Annotated in this window: 24 protein-coding genes; 21 read left to right on the top strand and 3 right to left on the bottom strand. The window is 54.0% G+C overall.

Translation table 11 applies throughout. The features are described 5' to 3' along the window. Positions 1-221 precede the first annotated feature (221 nt). The 11 genes from polA to JUF11_RS02065 all read left to right on the top strand — a co-directional run bounded on the left by polA (position 222) and on the right by JUF11_RS02065 (position 12,249). Entirely contained in the window at positions 222-2,855 is a 2,634-nt protein-coding gene (gene polA / locus JUF11_RS02115; protein WP_204118099.1) for a DNA polymerase I, read from the top strand. A gap of 44 nt (positions 2,856-2,899) precedes the next feature. Continuing rightward, the gene (mutM, locus tag JUF11_RS02110; protein ID WP_204118098.1) at positions 2,900-3,733 is read left to right on the top strand and encodes a DNA-formamidopyrimidine glycosylase; all 834 of its coding nucleotides are present in this window, start codon (positions 2,900-2,902) and stop codon (positions 3,731-3,733) included. Between the two features lie 3 nt (positions 3,734-3,736). Then, the gene (coaE, locus tag JUF11_RS02105) at positions 3,737-4,333 is read left to right on the top strand and encodes a dephospho-CoA kinase (RefSeq protein WP_204118097.1); all 597 of its coding nucleotides are present in this window, start codon (positions 3,737-3,739) and stop codon (positions 4,331-4,333) included. Positions 4,334-4,387: 54 nt separating this feature from the next. Beyond that, entirely contained in the window at positions 4,388-4,855 is a 468-nt protein-coding gene (gene nrdR / locus JUF11_RS02100) for a transcriptional regulator NrdR (RefSeq protein ID WP_203632486.1), read from the top strand. A 71-nt stretch (positions 4,856-4,926) separates the two neighbouring features. Next, on the top strand, positions 4,927-6,291 hold the full coding sequence (locus JUF11_RS02095; protein ID WP_204118096.1) for a DnaD domain protein: 1,365 nt from the start codon (positions 4,927-4,929) through the stop codon (positions 6,289-6,291). After that, entirely contained in the window at positions 6,275-7,195 is a 921-nt protein-coding gene (gene dnaI / locus JUF11_RS02090; RefSeq protein WP_204118095.1) for a primosomal protein DnaI, read from the top strand. Before JUF11_RS02095 ends, dnaI begins: the two co-directional genes overlap by 17 nt. A gap of 306 nt (positions 7,196-7,501) precedes the next feature. After that, positions 7,502-9,469 carry a threonine--tRNA ligase gene (gene thrS / locus JUF11_RS02085; protein WP_204118094.1) on the top strand — a complete coding sequence of 656 codons (1,968 nt, stop codon included), beginning with the start codon at positions 7,502-7,504 and terminating at the stop codon, positions 9,467-9,469. A gap of 313 nt (positions 9,470-9,782) precedes the next feature. Continuing rightward, positions 9,783-10,292 (top strand): translation initiation factor IF-3, encoded by a 510-nt coding sequence (gene infC, locus JUF11_RS02080; RefSeq protein WP_125582339.1) that lies wholly within the window; start codon positions 9,783-9,785, stop codon positions 10,290-10,292. A gap of 58 nt (positions 10,293-10,350) precedes the next feature. Continuing rightward, entirely contained in the window at positions 10,351-10,551 is a 201-nt protein-coding gene (gene rpmI / locus JUF11_RS02075) for a 50S ribosomal protein L35 (RefSeq protein ID WP_125582341.1), read from the top strand. Positions 10,552-10,608: 57 nt separating this feature from the next. Then, the gene (gene rplT / locus JUF11_RS02070; protein WP_125582343.1) at positions 10,609-10,965 is read left to right on the top strand and encodes a 50S ribosomal protein L20; all 357 of its coding nucleotides are present in this window, start codon (positions 10,609-10,611) and stop codon (positions 10,963-10,965) included. A gap of 180 nt (positions 10,966-11,145) precedes the next feature. After that, the gene (locus JUF11_RS02065) at positions 11,146-12,249 is read left to right on the top strand and encodes an alpha-hydroxy-acid oxidizing protein (protein ID WP_204118093.1); all 1,104 of its coding nucleotides are present in this window, start codon (positions 11,146-11,148) and stop codon (positions 12,247-12,249) included. Positions 12,250-12,295: 46 nt separating this feature from the next. On the opposite strand, the gene JUF11_RS02060 is transcribed toward JUF11_RS02065, so the two are convergent. The 3 genes from JUF11_RS02060 to JUF11_RS02050 are packed head-to-tail and all read right to left on the bottom strand — an operon-like array spanning position 12,296 to position 14,669. Continuing rightward, a complete protein-coding gene (locus JUF11_RS02060) occupies positions 12,296-13,213 on the bottom strand; it encodes an NADP-dependent oxidoreductase (protein ID WP_204118092.1) in 918 nt (305 codons plus the stop codon). Further along, positions 13,210-13,806 carry an alpha/beta hydrolase gene (locus JUF11_RS02055; protein WP_204118091.1) on the bottom strand — a complete coding sequence of 199 codons (597 nt, stop codon included), beginning with the start codon at positions 13,804-13,806 and terminating at the stop codon, positions 13,210-13,212. Before JUF11_RS02055 ends, JUF11_RS02060 begins: the two co-directional genes overlap by 4 nt. Next, entirely contained in the window at positions 13,806-14,669 is an 864-nt protein-coding gene (locus JUF11_RS02050) for a VOC family protein (protein WP_204118090.1), read from the bottom strand. The genes JUF11_RS02055 and JUF11_RS02050 overlap by 1 nt, the downstream gene beginning before the upstream one ends. Positions 14,670-15,340: 671 nt before the next feature. On the opposite strand from JUF11_RS02050, the gene JUF11_RS02045 reads away from it, so the two are divergent. From JUF11_RS02045 to gnd, 10 genes are all read left to right on the top strand, one after another. Continuing rightward, positions 15,341-15,874 (top strand): YqeG family HAD IIIA-type phosphatase, encoded by a 534-nt coding sequence (locus tag JUF11_RS02045; RefSeq protein WP_204118172.1) that lies wholly within the window; start codon positions 15,341-15,343, stop codon positions 15,872-15,874. Further along, positions 15,861-16,979 (top strand): ribosome biogenesis GTPase YqeH, encoded by a 1,119-nt coding sequence (gene yqeH, locus JUF11_RS02040; protein WP_204118089.1) that lies wholly within the window; start codon positions 15,861-15,863, stop codon positions 16,977-16,979. The genes JUF11_RS02045 and yqeH overlap by 14 nt, the downstream gene beginning before the upstream one ends. Before the next feature lie 9 nt (positions 16,980-16,988). Continuing rightward, entirely contained in the window at positions 16,989-17,303 is a 315-nt protein-coding gene (gene yhbY / locus JUF11_RS02035; RefSeq protein WP_204118088.1) for a ribosome assembly RNA-binding protein YhbY, read from the top strand. A 4-nt stretch (positions 17,304-17,307) separates the two neighbouring features. Then, positions 17,308-17,961, top strand: coding sequence for a nicotinate-nucleotide adenylyltransferase (locus JUF11_RS02030; protein ID WP_204118087.1), 654 nt, complete (start codon positions 17,308-17,310; stop codon positions 17,959-17,961). Further along, on the top strand, positions 17,948-18,562 hold the full coding sequence (yqeK, locus tag JUF11_RS02025; RefSeq protein ID WP_204118086.1) for a bis(5'-nucleosyl)-tetraphosphatase (symmetrical) YqeK: 615 nt from the start codon (positions 17,948-17,950) through the stop codon (positions 18,560-18,562). The genes JUF11_RS02030 and yqeK overlap by 14 nt, the downstream gene beginning before the upstream one ends. Before the next feature lie 29 nt (positions 18,563-18,591). Next, on the top strand, positions 18,592-18,948 hold the full coding sequence (rsfS, locus tag JUF11_RS02020) for a ribosome silencing factor (protein ID WP_373305848.1): 357 nt from the start codon (positions 18,592-18,594) through the stop codon (positions 18,946-18,948). Continuing rightward, positions 18,945-19,676 (top strand): class I SAM-dependent DNA methyltransferase, encoded by a 732-nt coding sequence (locus JUF11_RS02015; protein WP_204118085.1) that lies wholly within the window; start codon positions 18,945-18,947, stop codon positions 19,674-19,676. The genes rsfS and JUF11_RS02015 overlap by 4 nt, the downstream gene beginning before the upstream one ends. 1 nt (position 19,677) lies before the next feature. Beyond that, positions 19,678-20,814, top strand: coding sequence for a nucleotidyltransferase (locus tag JUF11_RS02010; protein ID WP_204118084.1), 1,137 nt, complete (start codon positions 19,678-19,680; stop codon positions 20,812-20,814). A gap of 9 nt (positions 20,815-20,823) precedes the next feature. After that, positions 20,824-21,375, top strand: coding sequence for a YceD family protein (locus JUF11_RS02005; protein ID WP_204118083.1), 552 nt, complete (start codon positions 20,824-20,826; stop codon positions 21,373-21,375). A 112-nt stretch (positions 21,376-21,487) separates the two neighbouring features. Then, positions 21,488-22,912 (top strand): NADP-dependent phosphogluconate dehydrogenase, encoded by a 1,425-nt coding sequence (gene gnd, locus JUF11_RS02000; RefSeq protein ID WP_204118082.1) that lies wholly within the window; start codon positions 21,488-21,490, stop codon positions 22,910-22,912. Positions 22,913-23,173: the final 261 nt, after the last annotated feature.

Here is a 23,173-nt window from a genome sequence, read left to right as displayed (position 1 = left end):
GCTAGGCTATCCATCCAGCTAAGTTCGGTCCCGCTCCGCTGCCTGCCTGAAGTTGCGCTCCGCCGAGCAACGGGGGAGTGTCTAGCTACGCTTGAGGCATTACCGCCTAAAACCTGCGGTAATGCCTCAAGCTAGGCTAGCCGTCCCCCTAAAAGCGCTCGGCTTCGCAGCCTGAAGTTTGTTATACTGGGTGTCAGAAGAGCCAATTTAGGAGGCTAACCATGGCACAAGAAAAATTACTGCTGATTGATGGGAGTTCGCTGGCGTTTCGCGCTTTTTATGCGATGTATACCCAGATGGATCGTTTCACCACCAAAGATGGGCTACATACCAATGCCATCATGACGTTCAACAGCATGCTCGATAATGTGGTCGATCAATTCAAGCCGGACCACATTCTGGTGGCGTTCGATAAAAGTGGGGGTACGTTCCGCACCAAGATGTTCAGCGACTACAAAGCGCAGCGCGATGCGGCGCCAAGCGAATTTCTTGAACAGTTGCCTTATATCCATGAGTTACTCGACGACCATGGCATCAAGCATTACGCGCTGCAGGACTATGAAGCCGATGATGTCATCGGTACACTGGCCAAAGCGGCAGACGCACGCGGCTGGCAAACCAACATTGTGACCGGCGATCGCGACTTGACCCAACTGGCTACCTCATCAACTACCGTGCAGGTGACCAAAAAAGGGGTCGGCGACCTTGAAGCCTACACCCCAGCGCACGTCGCAGAAAAATTTGAGCTGGAGCCCAAGCAGATCATTGATCTGAAAGGGCTGATGGGGGACACCTCGGATAATTATCCTGGGGTCACGAAAGTTGGGGAGAAAACTGCGCTGAAGTTGCTGCATCAATTCGGCTCGATTGAGAACCTGTACGCCAACATTGATGAACTCAAGCCCAGCAAAATGAAGGAAAACCTGGTGAATGACCAGGCCAATGCTGAAATGAGCAAAACGCTGGCCACGATTGATCAGGCGGCGCCGCTCACGATTGGGTTGGATGATTTGGCGTACACCGGCCCAGACCTTGACGCCTTGCGTGCGCTCTATACCAAGCTGGAAATGCGCCAAGCTTTGGCCCATCTGCCAGCAGCTACGGCGGAAAAACAAGCACCGGTACATTTTGTGGTGCTCACGGATGCCAACTTGGCTCAGTTGCCAAAGACAGCGGACCCAGTGGCCTTTGAGCTGGAGATGCTGGAAGACAATTATCACACCGCCGAGCAAATTGGCTTTTTCATTGGCACGACTGAAGAAACCTTTGTCAGCACTGATGTCACCTTGTTGACGCTGCCGAAGGTGCAAAACTGGCTGGGGGATCATCAGCTGACGGTGTTTGATGCCAAGCGCAACCTGGTGGCTGCAGAGCGGCTGGGCGTGAACTTGCCGCAAATTGATTTTGACCTCTTGTTGGCTTCTTATTTACTCAATCCAGACCAAAACAGCAATGATTTTGGCCAAATTGCGCAAGATCACGATTACAACTTGCCTTTCGATGAGGCGGTCTATGGCAAAGGCGCCAAGCGTAAGGTGCCAGACGAGGAGAGCTTGTTTGGCCATTTTGCCCGCAAAGCCCAAGCCCTCCTGACGCTGCGGCCTAAGCTGCTTGACGAGCTGAAGGCGCAGGACCAACTGAGCTTGTTCACCGACATGGAGCTCCCGCTGGCCAAGGTGCTGGCCCGCATGGAAATCACCGGCATTGTGTTGGACAGCAAGACGCTGCAAGGGCTTGGCGACCAATGGACCAGCACCATGCATGTGCTCGAAGAAAAAATCTACGCTGAAGCCGGGCTGAAGTTCAACTTGAACTCCCCGAAGCAGCTTGGTGAGGTGCTGTTTGAGAAGCTGCAGTTGCCAGTGATCAAAAAAACCAAAACCGGTTACTCCACCTCAGTCGATGTCTTGGAGCAGTTGCGCTCCGCTAGCCCGATTGTCCAAGATATCTTGGATTATCGCACGGTTGCGAAGTTGCAGTCGACTTATGTAGCTGGGCTGATTAAAGCGGTCCATCCGGATCATAAAATTCACACCCGCTACCTGCAGACGCTGACCCAAACTGGCCGTCTGTCCTCAGTGGATCCGAATATGCAAAACATTCCGGCGCGCGATGAAGGCAAGCAAGTGCGGCGCGCCTTTGTACCCGCCCATGAAGGCTGGCAGATTTTCTCCAGTGACTATTCCCAAATCGAACTGCGAGTGTTGGCCCATATTTCCGGCGATAAGAACATGCAAGAGGCCTTTAAGGAAGATCGCGACATTCATGCCAACACGGCCATGCGGATTTTCCACCTTGACTCGCCTGATGAGGTGACCCCAGACATGAGGCGCCAGGCCAAGGCAACGAACTTCGGGATTGTGTACGGCATTTCCGATTTTGGTTTGGCCAAAAACATCGGCATCACGCGCAAGCAGGCCAAAGCCTTCATCGACGGCTACTTCGAACAGTATCCGCAGGTGCATGACTACATGGACGAGATGGTGAAGGTGGCCAGAGAACAAGGTTATGTTGAAACCTTGTTCCATCGCCGCCGCTATTTGAACGACATTCACTCGCGCAACTTTAACCTACGCAGCTTTGCCGAACGCACCGCGATGAACACGCCGATTCAAGGCAGTGCCGCAGATATCATCAAGGTGGCCATGATTCGGATGCAAGCCATGCTGGAGGAAAACCACCTTCAGTCGCGCATGCTGCTACAAGTCCACGATGAACTGATTTTCGAAGGGCCGGAAGCGGAAATGGCCCAATTAGCGGCACTGGTGCCGAAAGTGATGGACTCCGCTGTCAAACTGGCGGTGCCGCTCAAGGTGGAAAGTCACTGGGGCAAAACCTGGTTTGATGCCAAGTAAAAAAGCTGAGTCTGGGCACTGGCGCAGACGGGAAGAGGGACGCAATGCCAGAATTACCAGAAGTTGAAAATGTCCGGCTCGGCTTGACGAAGCTGATTGTCGGCAAAACAGTGGCGCAAGTCGGCACCGATTGGGAGAAAATCCTAGTCGGCGGGCTGGCCTTGTTTCAAACCGCCTTGGCCGGCGCCACTGTGACCGGTATTGACCGGCGCGGCAAGTATCTGCTGATTCGCTTTGGGGCGTTGACCATTGTGTCGCACCTCCGCATGGAAGGTAAGTATCAACTGGCGCCAACCGTTGATACGCCGAAGCCGCGGTTCTTGCATGTGTGGTTTACCTTTACCGATGGCAGTCAGCTGCGCTACCTCGATATGCGCAAGTTTGGCCGTATGCAGCTCGTGACTACCGGCGAGGAAACCAAGGCCGTGGCCGGGCTGGCTAAAATGGGGCCAGAACCGACGGCGGCCACTTTTGACCTGAAGGCGTTCAAAGCGGCACTGGCCAAACGCAAGGCGCCAATCAAGTCGGTGATTCTCGATCAGACTGTGGTGGCCGGGGTCGGCAATATCTACGCCGACGAGACGCTGTGGCTGGCGCGCATCAATCCGGAGCAACCGGCCAACACGTTATCAGCTAGGGCGGTTAAAGCGCTGCATGATGCCATTATCGCCGAACTGCAAAAGGCGATTACGCTTGGCGGCACCAGTGTCCATTCTTTCGTGGATGCCGATGGTCACCGCGGGGCGATGCAGGACCAGTTGCATGTTTATGACCGGGAAGGAACCCCTTGCGATCGCTGCGGCACCACCATTGTCAAAATCAAAGTCGGCCAGCGCGGCACCCATTATTGCCCGCACTGCCAGCCAAAGCGGGGCTAGGCAATGACATACTTACTGGGTTTAACTGGCGGCATTGCCACCGGCAAAAGTACCGTGGCAGCGGTGTTTCGCGCTGCGGGGTGTCCCATTGTGGACGCCGATGTGATTGCCCGGCAAATTGTGCAGCCTGGTCAACCAGCCCTGGCGGCGATTAGCCAAGCTTTTGGCCCAACCGTGATCAACCTGGATGGAACCTTAGATCGTAAGGCGTTAGGCGCGATTGTTTTCGCGGATCCGACCAAACTGGCCCAGCTCAACCGCATCGACAAGCCATATTTGCGTCAAGCCATTAATCAGGCTTTGGCGACGGCCAAAGCCACCGGTGCCTCGGTGGTGGTGGGGGAAATTCCACTGCTGTATGAAACGCACTATGAATCGAGCTTTGATGGCGTGGCGGTGGTGAGCTTACCGGCTGACTTACAGCTCAAGCGCCTGATGGCTAGGGATGGCTTGGCTGAAGTTGAAGCCAAACAGCGAATCGCTGCCCAGATGCCGCTGGCCGAGAAGGTGGCCCGGGCCGATTTTGTCATTGATAATAGTCTCGGTGCGGCTGGCCGTGAGCAGCAAGTGGCGGCAATCCTAGCGCAATTGGCTAGGTGAACGTGCTTGGCGGTCGTGGTATAATAGAGTATCAATTTATAAGAGGGTGTCTCATTGCTGTGCCCACATTGCCATCACAATAGTTCACGAGTGGTCGATTCGCGGCCAACCGATGGCGGCCGCGCGATTCGGCGCCGCCGTGAATGCGAAAATTGCGGTTTCCGCTTCACCACATTCGAACGGGTTGAACAAACCCCACTTTTGGTCATTAAGAAAAATGGCACCCGCGAGGAGTTCAGCCGTGAGAAGATTCTCAAAGGCTTGATTCGCGCCGCCGAAAAGCGGCCAGTGACGATGGAGCAGATGCAAGGCATCGTCGAAAGCGTCGAAAATAAGCTGCGGGCGATTGGTGAAAATGAAGTCTCCAGTCAGCAAATCGGCGAGTACGTCATGAAACAACTTGCCGACGTCGATGATGTGGCCTACATTCGCTTCGCCAGTGTCTATCGCCAGTTTAAGGACATGTCCGTGTTCATGGATGAACTCCAAGACATGATGAAACGCGAAAAAGACAGTCACTAAGCAAGGAGTGGGCCCGCGGCCGACTCCTTGTTTTGCCGTTATTAACTTATCACTTGGAAAGGGGCGTCTTCATGCGACCGCAAAATTACATGGCGCAAGATGATTATATTGTGGTGCAAGCCACTTATTTTAGTGACCATGATCAAGACGTGGTGGTGAACCTTTACCAACCCTTGATTGGACCGGTGGCGCTGGCCCTTTATTTGAGTCTGTGGCAAACCTCGCATGCCAAACCGCTGCGCTCTGACCGTAAAAAGCAAACGGCCTTGATGGATTTGCTAGGGGTCGATTTAGATACGTTATATGACGCGCGTATTCACCTGGAAGCCATGGGGCTGATGAAAACCTACACCGCGGTTGATCAAAATGGCCGGTACTGGGCGTATGAGCTCTACCGGCCGGTGGCGGCGAACGCTTTTTTCCAAGACGACACCTTAAGTTTGTTGCTGTACGATCGCGTTGGCCAGACTCGGTATGACACGTTGGTCCAGCGCTACACCATTCACACGGTGAAGGCAGCGGCCTGGCAAGATGTTTCGGCGCAGCTACTGGATGTCTTCCAGCTGACTTCAGTGGCCTTACCGGCGCCGGTCGTCGCCAGTCAGCAAGCCGTGGCGCAAAAGCCCTTGCCAGAGGTGACTTTGAGCGACGGCGCCGGGTATGACTGGGCGCTGCTTGATCAATTGCTCAGCCGCTCAGATCTAGCGGCGGGGCAGGTAGCGAAAAATCGCAGTGCCTTGGCGCAACTAGCCACGTTCTATGGCCTTACGCCGCCAGTCTTGGCCCGCCACATCATGCAAGCGACGAGTCCGGTGTCGGGTCAGTTGGCGATGCCACGCTTGAAGCAGATCATCGAGCAGACCTATGCCAAGCAGCGGCCGCATTTAACCGCCAAAACTGACGCTATCCCGGCGGCAACTCCGAAGGCAGCTGGCAGCATCAAGCTGACCGCGCAGCAGCAAACCTTGCTGCAGCAGGCCAAAAGCACGCCGCCAAGGGAATTCCTGGAGCAGGCCAAGCACGCGAAGAATTCAAACCTCTTTGTGGCCAGCTCGGAAACTCGGGCAGTGTCCCAGCTTGCCAGTCGCCAGGTGTTCGACAACGCCACGGTCAATATCCTGGTGTCTTATATCCTGCAAAATTACGACAGTGTCACCCAGGCCTTGATTGACAACATTGCTAACCGTTGGCTCGGCGAGAACGTCAACAGCCCTGAAGCGGCCCTTAAAGCGATTGATGACTATCAAGCCAAGCAGCGCAAACCGAAACCGCGCAATGGCCGGCCCAGTCGCCAGGAAGCCACGCCAGACTGGATGAAAAAGGACTACCAGCCAACCAAAGAAACGGTCAGTGCGGCGACCAAGCAGGAACTAGCCGCGCAGCTAGCGGAACTCGAGGCATTGCGAAAGGAGCAAAGCCATGGAACCAATGAATGAGGAACTGAAGAAAGTCATGGATCCCCGGGCCATGACCGCTGCTTATCGTGATATGGTGAAAACCGCTGTGGCTGATCCCGAGGTTCAGGCCTTTTTAACCGCCAATCAAGCGGCACTGGCACCTGACGCGGTGACGCGTGGTGCCGCCAAAATCTACGAGTTTGTGACGGCGCGGGATCGGCTCCAAGCCGGTGACCCGCTGATTGCCTCGGGCTATGCGCCGCGGCTGATTGCCTCCAATGGCTTGATTGACATCACTTATGATGCCACGCCGGAAAAATTAGCGGCCGATGCCAAGCAGGCCCAAGCGAATTTGGTGACGGCGTTGAACATGCCGAAAGCCATCAAGCAGGCCAGCTTGCAAGGCTATGATCCCACGGAGCGCATGACCGCCCTGGCTGCGGCGACTGGCTTCACTTTGGCCTTGGCGAAGGCACCGCATGAGTTTCATCAAGGCTTGTACCTTACCGGCCCGTTTGGCGTGGGGAAGACCTACCTACTTGGGGCCATTGCCAACGACCTGGCCGCAGCCGGCATTGCTTCAACCTTAGTGCATTTTCCAACCTTTGCGGTCGAAATGAAGGCCGCCATTGCCAGCAACCAGGTATTGCCGAAAATCAACACGCTGAAAACCGCGCCGGTCTTGATGATTGACGATATTGGCGCTGAGGCGCTGAGTCCTTGGGTTCGTGATGAAGTCTTGGGCGTCATTTTGCAGTATCGGATGCAAGAAGAACTGCCGACGTTGTTCACTTCCAACAAAACCATGGCCGAGCTGACTGACTTTTTGGCGGGGGCAGATGTGGGCAACAACGAGGCGCTCAAAGCGCAGCGAATCATGGAACGCATTCGCTTTTTGGCCAAGGAAATTCCGGTGGCCGGGGTGGATCGGCGTAACGGCTGAGCTTAACTTTTTGCCCATGAAGCTTGCACACGTGTTTGCGCTGTGGTTTAATCTAGGTATCAAAGACGAAAGCTTTAAGGACCATGTTTCACCAGAGAGCCTCGGGCGTGGCTGTAAACCGAGACAAGACCTGATCCGCACCTCTTTCCGAGATTGCCACTAGTGGCCCCAAGCTCAGGTTACGAGCATTGAGAGGAAAGCAGTGCTTTCAAGTCGGGTGGAACCGCGATATTAATCGTCCCGAGTGTCAGAAATGACACTCGAGGCGATTTTTCTTTTGCCTTCGTCAGAAAAGGAGCAATACCTATGTCAATCAAAATTACCTTACCAGACAACAGCGTCAAAGAATTCGACGCTGGCATCACCACTGAAGGCGTCGCTAAGGCGATTGCCAACAGCTTGGCCAAAAAGGCCGTTGCCGGCAAGTTCAATGCGCAACTGATTGCTTTGAACCAACCCATTAGCGAAGACGGCGCGCTGGAAATTATCACCAAAGACAGTGCAGACGGCTTGAACGTGCTGCGGCAAACTGGCGCCTTTGCGCTGGCTGCTGCAATCAAAGCCCTGCACCCGGAAGTTAAGCTGGGCCAAGGCGAAGCGACTGACGATGGGTTCTTCTACGATACCGACCGTCAGGAAGGCCAGTTGACGGTGGACCAACTGCCTGCCATCAGCGACAAAATCAATGCATTGGTGAAGGCTAACGCGCCAATCGAAGCCGTTAGCATGAGCAAGGCTGACGCCAAAAAGGCCTTCGCTGATGAACCTTACAAGCTGGAATTGATTGATGCCGCGGCTGGCGACACCATCAACGGCTACCAATTGGGCGATTTCTTCGATTTTGAAGAAGCAGTGGTGCTGCCAAGTCTCAAAGACCTGAAGCACTTCACCTTGTTGTCTGTTGCTGGCGCTTACTGGCAGGGTAAGTCCTCCAACCCAATGCTGCAGCGGATTTATGCCACAGCCTACTTCAAAGAAGCCGACCTGGAAGCCGACGCTAAGCAGCGCCAAGAAGCCCGCGACCGCGATCACCGCGCCATTGGCCGTGATTTGGACCTGTTTTTCGTTGATCCGAAGGCTGGTTCTGGCTTGCCATACTGGATGCCAAATGGGGCCACCATCCGCCGCGTGATTGAACGCTACATCATCGACAAGGAACTGGCCGATGGCTATGAACATGTTTATACGCCAGTGCTGGCTAACTTGGATCTTTACAAGACTTCTGGTCACTGGGCCCACTACCGTGAAGACATGTTCCCACCAATGGACATGGGCGATGGCGAAATGCTCGAACTGCGGCCGATGAACTGCCCAAGCCACATTCAGATTTACAACCACCACATCCGCTCCTACCGCGAACTACCACTGCGCATTGCCGAACTGGGGATGATGCACCGCTATGAAAAGTCCGGCGCTTTGTCCGGTTTGCAGCGCGTGCGGGAAATGACCTTGAACGATGGTCACACCTTCGTGGCGCTGGATCAAGTGCAGGACGAATTCAAGAAGATTCTGCGGTTGATCATGGATGTCTACGAAGACTTCAACATCTCCGATTACACCTTCCGCTTGTCCTACCGCGACCCGAAGAACACGGAAAAGTACTTCGATGACGATGAAATGTGGACCCGTAGCCAAAGCATGCTGAAAGGCGCGATGGATGATTTAGGTCTGGATTACTACGAAGCAGAAGGCGAAGCAGCTTTCTACGGGCCAAAGCTGGACATTCAAACTAAGACGGCACTGGGCAACGAAGAAACCATGTCCACCATCCAACTGGACTTCATGCTGCCAGAACGCTTCGATTTGACCTATGTCGGTAAAGATGGCCAAGAACACCGGCCAGTCATGATCCATCGTGGCATCGTAGGGACCATGGAACGCTTCATCGCTTACCTGACGGAAATCTACAAAGGCGCGTTCCCAACCTGGTTGGCCCCGAAGCAAGTTGAAATCATCCCAGTTTCCTTGGATGAACACCTCGACTATGCTAAGTTGATCGAAACCGAAATGCGCAAAGCCGGCCTGCGCGTCGAGCTGGATGCCCGCAACGAAAAGATGGGCTACAAGATCCGCGAAGCGCAAACCCAGAAGATTCCTTACACCGTCGTGGTCGGCGAAAAAGAAGTCAACTCGGCTGCTGTTTCGGTGCGGCGCTATGGTGAAAGCGAGGCCGAGGAAATGCCGGCCAACATGTTCGTGGATTCGGTTAAGGCCGAAATCAAGAACTACAGCCGTGATGGCAAGCAAAAGCGCGGCGCCGGTAAGAACCTGTAATTCACACTGACGCGGGTGATGGCGCCGAGCTCCGCCCAGCACCGCCTCCCGCTGGCTACCACGTTCCAGCCCCTTACTGCGGAAGCTGGCCTACCCGGCAGTGCTCCCATGATAGAAACGTTTGACACCGGTAGTCAGAGTGCGTATACTAATAAAGTTGAGAAAAAGCAGAAGTTCCCGCTTCTCACCCAAGCCACTGGCCTCTAGGTTGATATGATCGGTATTTAACGATGCGGCGGGGCTTTCTGAGCTCCGCCGCATTCTCTTTTTCTCGAAATTAATTCGGAGGTGAACTGCCATAGCACGAGAAGTGATGGTCAATGATGGGATTCGCGCCCGCGAAGTGCGTTTGATCTCTCAAACCGGTGAACAGCTTGGCGTCAAGAGTACGCGCGACGCCATGGAACTTGCATCTAGCGCAAACTTGGATTTAGTCCTTGTTTCACCAACTGCTAAGCCGCCAGTTGCCCGCATTATGGATTACGGGAAGTTTCGGTTTGAGCTTCAAAAGAAGCAGCGCGAAGCACGCAAGAAGCAAAAAACCATCAGCATCAAGGAAATCCGCCTGAGCCCAACGATTGGCGAAGCAGATTTCAACACTCGGCTTAAGAACGCATCGAAGTTCCTTGAGAAGGGTGACAAAGTCAAGGTTTCGGTTCGGTTCCGGGGCCGCGCAATCACCCACAAGGACTTGGGGCAAAAAGTCCTCGAACAAATGGCCAAGGCTGTTAGCGACCTGGCTAATGTCGAAGCCCGTCCCAAGATGGACGGTCGTAGCATGTTCATGATGCTCGCACCAAAGGTCGACCCGAATAAAAAGTAGGCGACCAACCTGATCGCATTGCGACTGGGTGAACATAAGTATTAGGAGGAAAATAGTCATGCCAAAATTCAAGACACACCGTGCATCAGCCAAGCGTTTCAAGCGCACCGCCAGTGGTGCTTTGAAGCGGGGCCACGCATACACGAGCCACCGTTTCCACGGTAAGACCAAGAAGCAGCGTCGTCAGCTGCGCAAGTCAGGTTTGGTATCCCACTCAGATATGAAGCGGATCCGCCAGATGATGAGTCAGATGAAGTAATTGCGTGACTAATTTCACGCTTTCGAGTTCGCTTAATGATTTGAGGAGGAATTTCAAATGCCACGTGTAAAAGGTGGAACAGTAACACGCAAACGTCGTAAAAAGGTTTTAAAGCTGGCTAAGGGTTACCGCGGCGCCAAGCACCTGTTGTTCAAGGCAGCTAATGCCCAGGTCATGGTTTCCTATCGTTACGCTTTCCGCGATCGTCGCGCTACCAAGCGTAACTTCCGCTCCCTGTGGATTGCCCGGATCAACGCTGCTGCGCGGATCAATGGTCTTTCCTACAGCAAGTTGATGCACGGCTTGAAGGTCGCTAACATCGACATGAACCGCAAGATGCTTGCGGACATCGCGATTGCTGATCCAGACAGCTTTGCTGCCTTGGCAGAAACCGCCAAGAAGGCTTTGGCCTAAAGCCAAACCAAAACGTCGCCTCATCGTAGGCGGCGTTTTTGATTCCAGCAATGATCATTCGCTGGAAGTTTTTAACTTAAAGCCTAGAAAACGCTTTCGTAACCTGATAAACTGGCAGTAAGAACGATTGCAAGCAAACTAATCGTCCAAAACCAAATAATCAGATACGGGGTGGAAATTATGTCAACACCATTTGTTACCAGTAGTGCCGAAGCACCCATCGATGTCATCAATGTGTTTGACCTGGAAGCAGCGGCGGCCAAAGTGATTCCTCAGGGCGCTTATGGTTACATATCCAGCGGAGCGCAAGACCTTTATACCATTAAAGAAAATATCAAGGCGTTTAATCACCAGTTGGTGGCACCAAGAGTGCTGCAGAAAATTGCGTTTCCCGCCGACATGCATACCGACTTCATGGGCCACAGATTGACCAGTCCCATCATCATGGCGCCAGTCGCCGCCCACAAGCTGGCCAATACCCAAGGCGAAGTGGCCACGGCCCGCGGCGTGGCTAAGCATGGGACGATTTTCACCATCAGTTCGTTCGCTAGTGAGACATACGAAGCCCAAGCGGCTGAGCGCGGTGATCAGCCGCAATGGTTTCAGCTGTACCAGAGTAAAGATGATGCGGTGACCAAGCAGATGCTCGATACAGCCAAGGCCAATGGCGCCGAAGTCATCGTGTTAACTGCAGACGCGACGGTGGGTGGCTATCGCGAGGCGGATAAGCGCAACCATTTCACCTTCCCGGTGGGGTTGCCAATTGTGCCCTACCAAGACGGGCAGGACCAAACGATGGATGCCGTCTATAAGTCTGCCAAGCAGGCCCTAGGACCACGTGATATCGCCTTTATTAAGGATTATTCCGGGCTGCCGGTGTATGTCAAAGGGGTGCAAACCGCTGCCGATGCGGAAATAGCGATTCGCGCCGGCGCTGATGGCATTTGGGTCTCTAACCATGGGGGGCGGCAGCTCGATGGTGGGGTAGCTTCCTTTGACGCCTTGCAGGTGGTCGCCAAAGCCGTGGCCAAACGCGTACCGATTGTTTTTGATTCTGGCGTCCGTCGCGGGATGCATGTGTTCAAAGCCCTGGCAAGTGGCGCGGACTTAGTGGCCATCGGACGGCCGGTGATTTACGGCTTAGCGCTAGGTGGCAGTCAAGGCGTTGAGGCCGTGTTTGAGGAATTGGAAAATGAGCTGCTCATCGCGATGCAGCTGACTGGGGCGCATAATATCGATGAGATTAAACACACCCAGCTGATTCCTAATCAATATGCTGATTAACCAAAAAATGCGCTCACTTCATGTGAGGGCATTTTGCGTCATTCACTTAGCGTAAGACCACCAGTTTGCCTGCGGCATGGTGCGTTGCCAGCAGTTCATGGCCTTGCACGACCCCGGCCAGCGAAAATGGCAAGCGTTCGGCAATCCGAACCGAGAGCTCGGTACTCGACGCCAGTTCCGCTAAGTATGGCAGAACCACCTCAGCCTTAGCGGGACGGTCATCGCCAAGCTGGATGAGCTTCAGGGCTCTACCCTGCACATCTGGTGTACGGTAGGCGGTGGTGAGCAAGGTGCCACCAGCTTTGGTGAGGATGCCGCCTAAGCCGTGGTCATCGCCGCCGTTGATGGCATTCACGGTCGCATCAGAGGCCGGCAGGGTTGGCGCATCATCATAGGTGGCGACTTGATCAGCCCCGAGGCTTTCAAGATAGGTTTGACTGGCCGAGCCAGCAATGGCGAGTACGTGCAGGCCCTCGTGTTTGGCCATTTGTACCAGTAGGGCGCCGACCCCGCCGCTGGCCCCAAGCACTGTTAGGGTTTGCCCAGGGTTTAAGTTGAGTTGCTGGAGAATGGAATAAGCGGCAATGCCCACCTGTCCTAGGCCAGCGGCAGCGGCGTCATCAAGCGCGGTCGGCTTTTTGATCACTTTGCCCACAGTAGCGGTGACGTATTCACTATAACCGCCAATGGGGCGATAATTAATCACCACATCCCCCACGGCAAACTCGGTGACGCCTTCACCGAGTTGCGTGACCTCGCCTAAAACATCGGTGCCAGGGACAATGGGAAAGCTGAGTTTGCGAAAAGCCGCCTGTTCACCGCGGCGCAGCGAAGCATCATAGGGATTGAGGCCGAAGCCTAGCACTTTAAGCTGAACTTGACCTGGCTTGGGTTGCGGCGGGTCGCTCTCCAGGACTTGAAAAACTTGAGGAGTCCCATAGCGATTAAAGCCAAAACGAATCATTGTGTCACCTCCATGAAATGAGTGAGCCACGCCTTGGCCTGGCGCAGTTCCGTGATGTTGAGATTGTGCCGTTGATCATGCTGAAACACGGTTAATTGGCCGCCGCTGGCCCTGATTTGCTGGGTTAAATCCGCAAAATTGCCTGCACTGACCTTGTCGTCATGGGTGCCATGTGACGCCCAAAGTGCTTTGCCTGCCAGTTGCAACTTTAACGGCAGCGGGGTAGTGGGATGCAGCAGGACTGCGGCTGGGAATGGTGATGCCACGCCTAATGCCGCTAGGGCAAAATCCGCGCCGTTGGAATAGCCGACTGGAATCACCATCTGCGGGTTCAACTGATACTGCCCGCAGCGGGCCTGCACTGTTTCAGCGAGCCAAGAGACTTGGGTCTCGATGGCTGCCGCGTCAGCGGATGAGGCGAAAAACTGGGTGCGCCCCTGAGTGGTGACTTGGCCGCGGAGGCTGAGTAAGTTGGCGCGCGGCGCCAGAAAATGACCAATCGGCATTAAGTCATCTTCCGTACCGCCAGTACCATGGAGCAAGAGTAAAGTTGGCTGGTCAGCTGCACCAGCCTGGAACCGCTCATGTCGCATCATGCGTGCACCGGTAGGAGTGGTAGCTGCGGCACGCCATCCGCAATATCTGCCCGATGCGGTTCCAGAAATGGCGGCAAGCCAAGCGTGGTTCCCAAAGTAGCCGCTGGCTCATCCAAGGTGAACCCAGGCACGGTGGTGGCGAATTCGATACGATTGCCACCCGGTTCTTTGACATATAAACTTTCGAACCAGCCACGGTCGGCCCGCTTTTCAATTTGGCCACCAGCCGCTTCGGTACGGTTGGCCAAAACTGTAAGCTGATCGGCATCGGTCACGGCTAGGGCAATATGATCGATGCTACCGCGGCCAAAGCGATGTTTGGTTTGCACCTGACTAGCGGTAATCGCGATGGTGTCTGGGCCGAGCTGCAGATCACCGCCAAACGCAGGGAGGGCTAGTAGTTGGGCGAAAAACTGCCTCGTTGCCTTCGGGTCAGGGACTCGCAGCGCACTACCAGCCAGGCCGCTAATTTGGTTAGCCGCTGGAATTTCATTTTCGACTGGCGCCTGAGTGTGTGCTGGAGTTTCCACTAAGGTGACGGTCACGCCATTAGGATCCCGCACCATCAAGCCCCCCAGTCGCTGCTGCCAAAAAGCGGCGCTACCAGTGGGGATGGCCAACGCCAGGGTGTCCATAAAACTGGTGCCATCGTAGCGCGGTCCAAGATGATCGATGACAAAGAAAGTGACGACGCTACCCGGTGTGCCCAGGGCATCCCCGAAGAACAAATGCGGCATGCGCCAGTTCTCTTGATTCACAGTTTGCTTGACCAGCCGTAAACCAAGTTGCTGCGTGTAAAAAGTGACCGTCGCCGCTGCATCCCCGGTCAAAAGTGAAACATGGTGTAAGGGATAGTTCATGCCTCATGCCTCCTAATTACTTATTAATAATAAGTATATCGCAGTCGCCAAATATAGCCAAGGTCATCACTTTTATATTAACGCCGTAGAAGCGAAGGTGCGAACGATGTGCTTCGCCACCAGCTCCGAGAGTTGGTGTCAGGGTCCTCGAAATGACATGAAGAAACTGCGGTCAGAACGTAGACACTTTTTGGGACATGCGGCGCTTATGGCAAGCTACCACCAGTGTAGGGCAGAACAGCCGGAGCCGGCATGGGCTCAGTGGTGAAATTGTTCTTAGCCAACGGTTTTGGTTGGCTTAGAACAAGCCGCGACTTTGAGACTCGCAGAGGCTCAAAGCGCTGGCCACCACGTTCCAGCCCATGGCGGCGGAGGCTGTTCTACCCGTCAGCAACACCCATACTCATCCGGCTATGGGCGGCCTCACTCCACAGCCTAGTTGCGCTACGGTCGGCAACGTCCGAGCGATTAGCTACGCCTGAAGCCTCGCCAGCAAAAAACGCTGGCAATGCTTCAGGCTTGCTCAGTCTGTAGCGCAGAGCGCGTACAGACTGACATGCGTTAGAAAGGCTACTCGTCGGACTAAGCCCGCCGACCTCCGCAGCCTGTCGTGCATTTCGCGCTTAAATCGACTATACTATTAAGGACTATGGAACATATAAGGAGGCGGCCTGGTGGCACTGTTTGAACCGACATGGGCAATCAAAGCGATTTATAATCTGACCCCAGCACAATTGAAACGAGAAGGGATTCGCGCGGTGTTGACGGATCTAGATAATACCTTGATCGCCTGGAACAATCCAGACGGTACCCCGCAGCTGCGGCAGTGGCTTAGCGAAATGAAAAACGCCGGCATCACGGTGATGGTGGTGTCCAACAACAATGCTGACCGCATTGCGCGCGCCTTGGCTAAATTGGAACTGCCCTTTGTTTCGCGGGCGTTGAAACCACTACCCACTGGCATCAATCGCGCGGTGCGCCAGCTCAGCTTGACGAAAGCCGAGGTGGTCATGGTTGGTGATCAACTAATGACCGATATCGCTGGCGGCAACACGGCAGGGGTGCGCACCATCTTGGTCCAGCCCCTGATTGAAACAGACGCCTGGAATACACGCATTAACCGCTTTTTTGAGCGGCGCATTATGAAACGAATGAACAAACACCATCTCATCGATTATGCGGAGGAATTGAATGGCAAACACTGATGACGCGCTTTATTGCATTGGTTGCGGCGCCAAGCTGCAAACGACCGATCCCAAAGCTGCTGGCTACTTGCCGGCCAGCAGTTTAGCCAAGGCGGATGCCGGCGAGGATATTTATTGCCAGCGCTGCTTCCGCTTGCGGCACTACAACGAAATCGCGCCAGTCGAATTGACCGACGACGATTTTTTGCGCTTACTGAATAAAATTGGGGAAAGCGACGCCTTGATTGTCAATGTGGTTGATATTTTTGACTTTAATGGCAGTGTCATTCCTGGCCTTCATCGCTTCGTCGGTGACAACCCGGTGATTTTGGTCGGCAACAAAGCTGATGTCTTACCCAAATCCATTAATGAGCGGCGCGTGACCAACTGGTTGACCCAGGCTGCTCATGCTCAAGGCTTGCGGCCGGTGGCGACGTTGTTAACCAGCGCGAAGAAAGGTCGCAATCTGGATGACCTGCTGGCGCTGATTGAACAGTACCGTGAGCATCGTGATGTCTATGTGGTCGGGGTGACGAACACTGGCAAGTCGACCTTGATCAACCGGATCATTAAAGATGAAAATGGAATGGGCGATTTAATCACCACCTCGCGTTTTCCCGGCACGACCCTGGACCGCATTCAGATCCCGCTGGCGGATGGGCATTTCTTGATTGACACCCCAGGGATTATTCACCGCCACCAAATGGCGCATTACGTTAATCCCAAGGATCTCCAGCTGGTGGCGCCCACGAAGCCGATTCGCCCAACAGTGTTCCAGCTTAACGCTGGCCAGACGTTATTCTTTGCTGGGTTAGCGCGCTTTGATTACTTGCGGGGACCGAAGGCAGGCTTCACGGTGTATGCCGATAATCAGCTACTGCTCCACCGGACCAAGCTGGCCAATGCGGATGCCTTTTACGAAAAGCATCGCGGGGACTTACTCAGTCCGCCGCGGGCCGAAGATTTGGCGACTTTCCCGCCGCTGGCGCGCTTTGAGTTTACGCCGAAGGAAAAATCCGATCTTGTGATTGCCGGACTCGGCTGGGTGGTTGTCCCGGCCGGGGCGATGGTTGCCGGCTATGCGCCGGAAGGGGTCGATGTCTTATTGCGCAAGGCTTTGATTTAGGAGGTCAGCATGTTAACAGGAAAACAAAAACGCTTTTTGCGCAGCCGCGCAAACACCATGCGTCCGCTAGTGTCACTGGGTAAAAATGGGCTTTCAGATCAATTCGTGGATGGGGTGGCCAAAGCCTTGGAAGCCCGCGAATTAGTTAAGATTTCTCTGCTCCAAACGGCAGAGGAAACGCCGGCGCAGGTCGGGGCCTTCTTAGCCCGCACCATTCCTGGCGCCCAGGTCGCTCAAACCATTGGTCGGACGGTGTTGATGTATCGCAAGGCCAGTAAGGAAGAGCATCAGAAGCTGTCTGTCGAAGTGGCCAAATTGGGGTGAGACTGTGACCAACACGCTGCAAACACACCTGAGCCAACCGGTGATCACCGAAGAGGTCAGTGAACAGATTCTGGGGCCACGGCGCAAACAAGTCGGCCTGCTGGGTGGCACTTTTAATCCCGTCCACTTGGGGCATTTGATCATGGCGGAAACCGTGGGCACGCAATTGGGCTTGAGCAAAGTCCTGTTCATGCCGGACAATTTGCCGCCACATGTCGATCATAAAGAAGCCATCCCGGCGCCACAGCGCGTTGAGATGCTACAAGCGGCAATTCACGACAATCCCATGTTTGGGCTAGAATTGATTGAAGTGCAACGTGGCGGGGTCAGCTATTCCATTGATACCATGCGCCAGCTCACTAAAGCCCATCCAGACACCGATTACTACTTCATCATCGGCGCCGATATGGTGAATTACTTGCCCAAATGGCGCGCCATTGATGAACTACTAAAGCTGGTGCATTTCGTCGGCGTCAAGCGCCGCGGTTTTGCGCCCACTAGTCCGTATCCGATTACCTGGGTCGATGCCCCCACCATTGAGATTTCCTCCAGTCAGATTCGCACGAAAATTAGAACCGGACAAAGCATCCGTTATCTGGTGCCAGATTGTGTCCGGAATTATATCGAGAAAGAAGGGTTGTATCTTGACGAACATTGAATATCCGCAAAGCCTCACGCAAGGCTTGTCTCGCACTGAGCTGCTCAATCATTTGCAAAATCGGCTAGATGACGCCCGCTTTCAGCACTGTCTGAGGGTCGAAACCACGGCCCGGCAGCTAGCGCAACGCTTCGATGCCGATGTGGATCGCGCTGGTTTAGCCGGTCTGCTGCATGACTATGCCAAGCAGATTCCGGTGGAAGAGTACCGCCGTGTAATTGTTGAAAATGGCTTTGATCCGGCGTTGCTCCAGTATAATCGCGGTGTCTGGCACGGCATTGTTGGTACTTGGTTCATCAAAACCGAAACCGGCATCATGGATCATGAGGTGCTCCAAGCGATTGAGCGCCATACCACCGGCGATCCTGAGATGACTGTGCTGGATCAAATTATTTTCGTTGCTGACTTCATTGAACCTGCTCGTACTTTAGATGCAGAAGTCCAAGCACGCAAGGCCGCTGAGACCAATCTCGAGCTGGCCAGCTTCATTGAAATGAAAAATACACTGCAATACTTGATTGGCAGCGAGCTGACGGTTTATCCGAAAACGTTGCTGACCTATAATGCCTTTTTGAAGAAAACACAAGCAGCGCGGGCCTAACCTGCGCCTCACCTTAAGGAGGGTTTATTCTGGATACCAAAGCATTACTGCAAACCGCCGTTCACGCGGCTGATGAAAAACGGGCCGAGGACATTGTGGCCTTGGATATGACCAAGGTCTCCTTGCTGGCGGATTATTTTGTGATCATGAGTGCCGGCTCAACGCGCCAAGTGCAAGCCATTGTCGATGAAATTGAAACGCAGGTGAAAGCCGCAGGTGGCGTTGATCCGCGCATCGAAGGGAACAAAGACTCCAAGTGGATTTTGATGGACTTCGGGGATGTCGTGGTCAATGTCTTCACCCCAGAAGAACGGCAATTCTATAACTTGGAAAAGCTGTGGCAACAAGCGCCACTGGTTGACGTTTCCAACTGGGTCAACGCATGATTTACGCCACCTTTGCGCAGGTGTATGACACCTTGATGGACGAGTCCCTGTATCTGAAGTGGCGCGATTATGTACAGGCGCGCGTGGCGCCGCAACCAGTGCTTGAGCTCGCCGGCGGCTCCGGCAGCTTGGCTGGGTTATTGGCGGCGGCCGGCTATCAGCCGACCGTCTTTGATTTGTCCAACGAAATGTTGGCGTTAGCCGATGCCAAGCTGTCTGCCAAGGGCCTGCAGTTGCCCCTGATTCAAGGCGACATGCGCGATTTAAGCGCGCTGGGGGAATACCCGGTGGTGACTTGCTTTGATGATTCGATTTGTTACATGCCGGATTTGGCCAGTGTGACGGCAGTGTTTAAGCAGGTGGCGGCCCATTTGCCGCAAGGTGGGGACTTCATGTTTGATGCGCACTCGCTGCATCAAATGGACGACCTGTTCCCAGGCTACATGTACAATTACCAGACCGAGGATTATGCCTTTTTGTGGCATAGTTACGCTGGTGAGGTGCCACATTCGGCTTCCCATGATTTGACGTTCTTCGTTTACGATGAAGCCATCGATGCCTATCATCCGCTGATCGAAACCCATGAGGAGCGCACTTACCCGATTGCCGACTACGAAAAAGCGCTCAAGGCTGCCGGTTTTACAGACATTGAAGTGACCGCAGATTTTGGCACCGGTGCGGTGGCACCTGATAGCACTCGCTGGTTCTTTCACGCAAAGAAGGGATGATATGCGCGCGGTTGGAATGATTGCTGAATTCAACCCGCTCCACAATGGCCATGTCTATGCCTTGCACCAAGCGCGGCAGTTGGGCCAAGCCGATGTGGTGGTGGTGGTGATGTCAGGCAACTATGTGCAGCGCGGTGAACCTGCTCTAATCGACAAGTGGACGCGCGCTGAGGCCGCACTAGTCAGCGGCGCGGATGTGGTGGTGGAGCTGCCCACCACCGATGCCGTGCAGGCGGCGGACGGCTTTGCGGCAGGCGCGGTGGCGCTACTGACAGCACTGGGCGTGGACCAGCTGGCTTTTGGTAGCGAGGCGCCAGAGATTGATTATCTGGGGCTGGCGCAAGCCGTGGCCGCGGCGCCGCCCAGTAAAAACTTGTTTCAAGACTTCACCGAAACTTATGCCACGCAGCTGAATCATTATTATCAGCAAACGGCTGGTGTGAGCTTAACTGCGCCGAACTTACTGCTGGGGTTGAGTTATGCCCAAGCCGCGCTGGCGCAACCACAACCAATGAAGTTATTGGCTTTTGCCCGCCAAGGGGCAGGGCATGACGCGGCTCAAGCCCAAGGCAATTTTGCCAGCGGCAGTGCGATTCGCCGGCGGGTAGCGGCAGGGGATTCGGTTGCGGCGCTGGTGCCGCCTGCCATGGCCTCAGGGCTGGCAAAGCGGCTCCAGACTTGGGATGACTTGTTTCCACTGCTGCGCTATCGCCTGCAAACCGCCGATCTCGCGGCGCTCCGGCAAGTTTACACCATGAGTGAAGGTTTGGAATATCGCCTGACGCAGCAGCTGGCAGGCGCTAAGGATTTTGCTGGTTACATGGCGCAAATCAAATCCAAGCGCTACACCTTTGCTCGCATGAGGCGGCTGTGTCTGTATGTGACGTTGAATCTGACTAGGGCCGTCATGGCTGACGCCACTGCCCATCGCTATTTACATGTCCTAGGGTTTACTCCAGCCGGCCGAGCCTATCTGAATGCGGTTAAGAAAGAGGTCTCGCTCCCTCTGATTACCAAGGTGGCCGCTGACATGATTGCGCCAGGCGGCATGATGTATGCGCAGCAGCGAGCGGATAATTTATATGAAACGCTGGTGGGAACGCGCCAAAATTATGGCCGCATCCCCCTGATGAAATAAGGAGACAATATGCTTAAATGGACATTAAGTGAGCTGGCCAAATACCGCCAGACGCCACTGCATTTCACCGAGACCCTGGATTTGAAGCAGGAGCTGATGGAACGCGATCCCGAAATTCTCGACGTGACGCCAGTGAAGGCTGACGGTTATGTCAGCTTCGATGATGGTGATATTTTGGTCAGCGTGACGTTAGGCGGTAAGCTGACGGTGCCGTCCACCCGGAGTTTGCAGCCGGTGGTTTTGCCGCTAGATTTCACTTTTAGTGAAGTGTATCTCACCGATGAAAGACACAAAGACAAGTACGAAGATGGCCAGCTGGTGCTGGACCTTGACGGTGACACCCTGGATTTGCACCCGGCCATTGCCGACCATGTGCTCTTGAGTATTCCGATGCAGGTGCTGACCCCGGAAGAAGCAGCGCAAGGCATTATGCCCAAAGGCGACAACTGGACGGTCATGGGCGAGGATGACTTTGCCAAAGAGCAGGAGCAAGACCGCCCGAATCCAGCGTTTGAAAAGCTTAAAGGCTTGTTTCCTGATGATGATGACAAGCAAAAGTAACTGGCCAGCGTCACTTTAAAACTGACGCCAACTTTGCTAACATAACCATGTAATGGCTTTTAAACGAATTCATAATAACGGCAGCTTCTAATACCGTTTAGGAGGCAATCTAATGGAAACACCAACAATTGGCGTTATCGGCATGGCGGTCATGGGTAAAAACCTGGCCCTGAACATTGAAAGCCGGGGCTACACAGTCGCGATTTACAACCGTACTGGCAGCAAAACCGAAAAAGTGGTCACGGATCACCCAGAAAAGCATTTGGTCCCAAGCTACACAGTTGAAGATTTTGTCAACTCACTGGAAAAGCCGCGGCGCATTGTGATGATGGTCAAAGCGGGTGCCGGTACCGATGCGGTGATCGCAGAATTGCTCCCACTGCTGGACAAAGGTGACGTGCTGATCGATGGTGGGAACACCTTCTTTGAAGACACCATGCGCCGCAGCAAGGAACTGGACAAATCTGGCATTAACTTCATCGGCATGGGCGTGTCCGGCGGTGAACTTGGCGCCTTGCAAGGACCTTCTTTGATGCCAGGCGGTCAAAAAGAGGCATACGATTTGGTGGCCCCTATTCTTGAACAAATCGCCGCTAAAGCAGACGAAGATGGCAAACCATGCGTCACCTACATCGGCCCGAATGGCGCGGGCCACTATGTCAAAATGGTGCACAACGGCATTGAATATGGCGATATGGAATTGATCGCTGAAAGCTACAATGTGATGCGCACCATGCTGGGGATGTCGGTTGACGAAATCGCTGGCGTCTTCAAGGAATGGAGCGAAGGCGAACTGAGCTCTTACTTGATTGACATCACCGCCGACATTTTGACCCGTAAAGACGACCTGGGTTCCGGCAAGCCAATGGTGGATATGATTTTGGATGCTGCCGGCAATAAAGGGACCGGGAAGTGGTCTTCCCAGTCTGCCGCTGAACTCGGCGTTCCGCAAAGTGTCATCACCGAATCCCTCTATGCGCGCTACATCAGTGCCATGAAAGACGAACGGGTGGCGGCTAGCAAGGTGCTGCCAAAGCCAGTGGGCAACGTCACTTTTGAAGATAAAAAGGCGACGATTGAACTCATTCGCAAGGCCTTGTACTTCTCTAAGCTGATGAGCTATGCCCAAGGCTTCGAGCAGATGCGCGTGGCCTCAGAGCACTATGACTGGAACTTGCAGTACGGCGAACTGGCTCAGATCTGGCGGGCCGGCTGCATCATTCGGGCCAAGTTCTTGCAAAACATTACGGATGCCTACACCAAGGCTCCTGATTTGAAGAACCTGCTGTTGGATGACTACTTCAAGGACATTGCCAAGAACTATCAAGAAAGTGTCCGTGACTTGGTTGGCTTCGCCGTTAAAGCCGGCGTGCCAGTGCCAGGCTTTGCCGCTGCCATTTCGTACTACGATCAATATCGCAGTGCCGTCTTGCCAGCCAACCTGACCCAAGCGCAGCGTGACTACTTCGGTGCCCACACGTATCAGCGCGTGGATCGTGACGGGATTTTCCATTACTCCTGGTACACCGAACAATAAACGGTTTATAGAGACGTTACCGCCTGACCAGTTGGTTGAGGCGGTAACGTCTTTTCTTTTGGCCATTGGACTATACCATCAGAAAATTTACAGGTACCATTAACAACGGATAGAATAACGGTATATACCAATACCAAATATTCTTAATTCTCATAGTTTCCTTAAGGATGAGAAAGTTAGAAACTGATGTGATAGCATCTGCCTGTTAACTATGGTAGAATGACAAAGCAAATGTAAGAATGAGAAAAAGTTACCGTTGGG

The sequence above is a fragment of the Lacticaseibacillus suilingensis genome (assembly GCF_016861845.1).
In the GTDB taxonomy this organism is placed as follows: domain Bacteria; phylum Bacillota; class Bacilli; order Lactobacillales; family Lactobacillaceae; genus Lacticaseibacillus; species Lacticaseibacillus suilingensis.
This window is presented reverse-complemented; position numbering and strand designations above follow the sequence as displayed.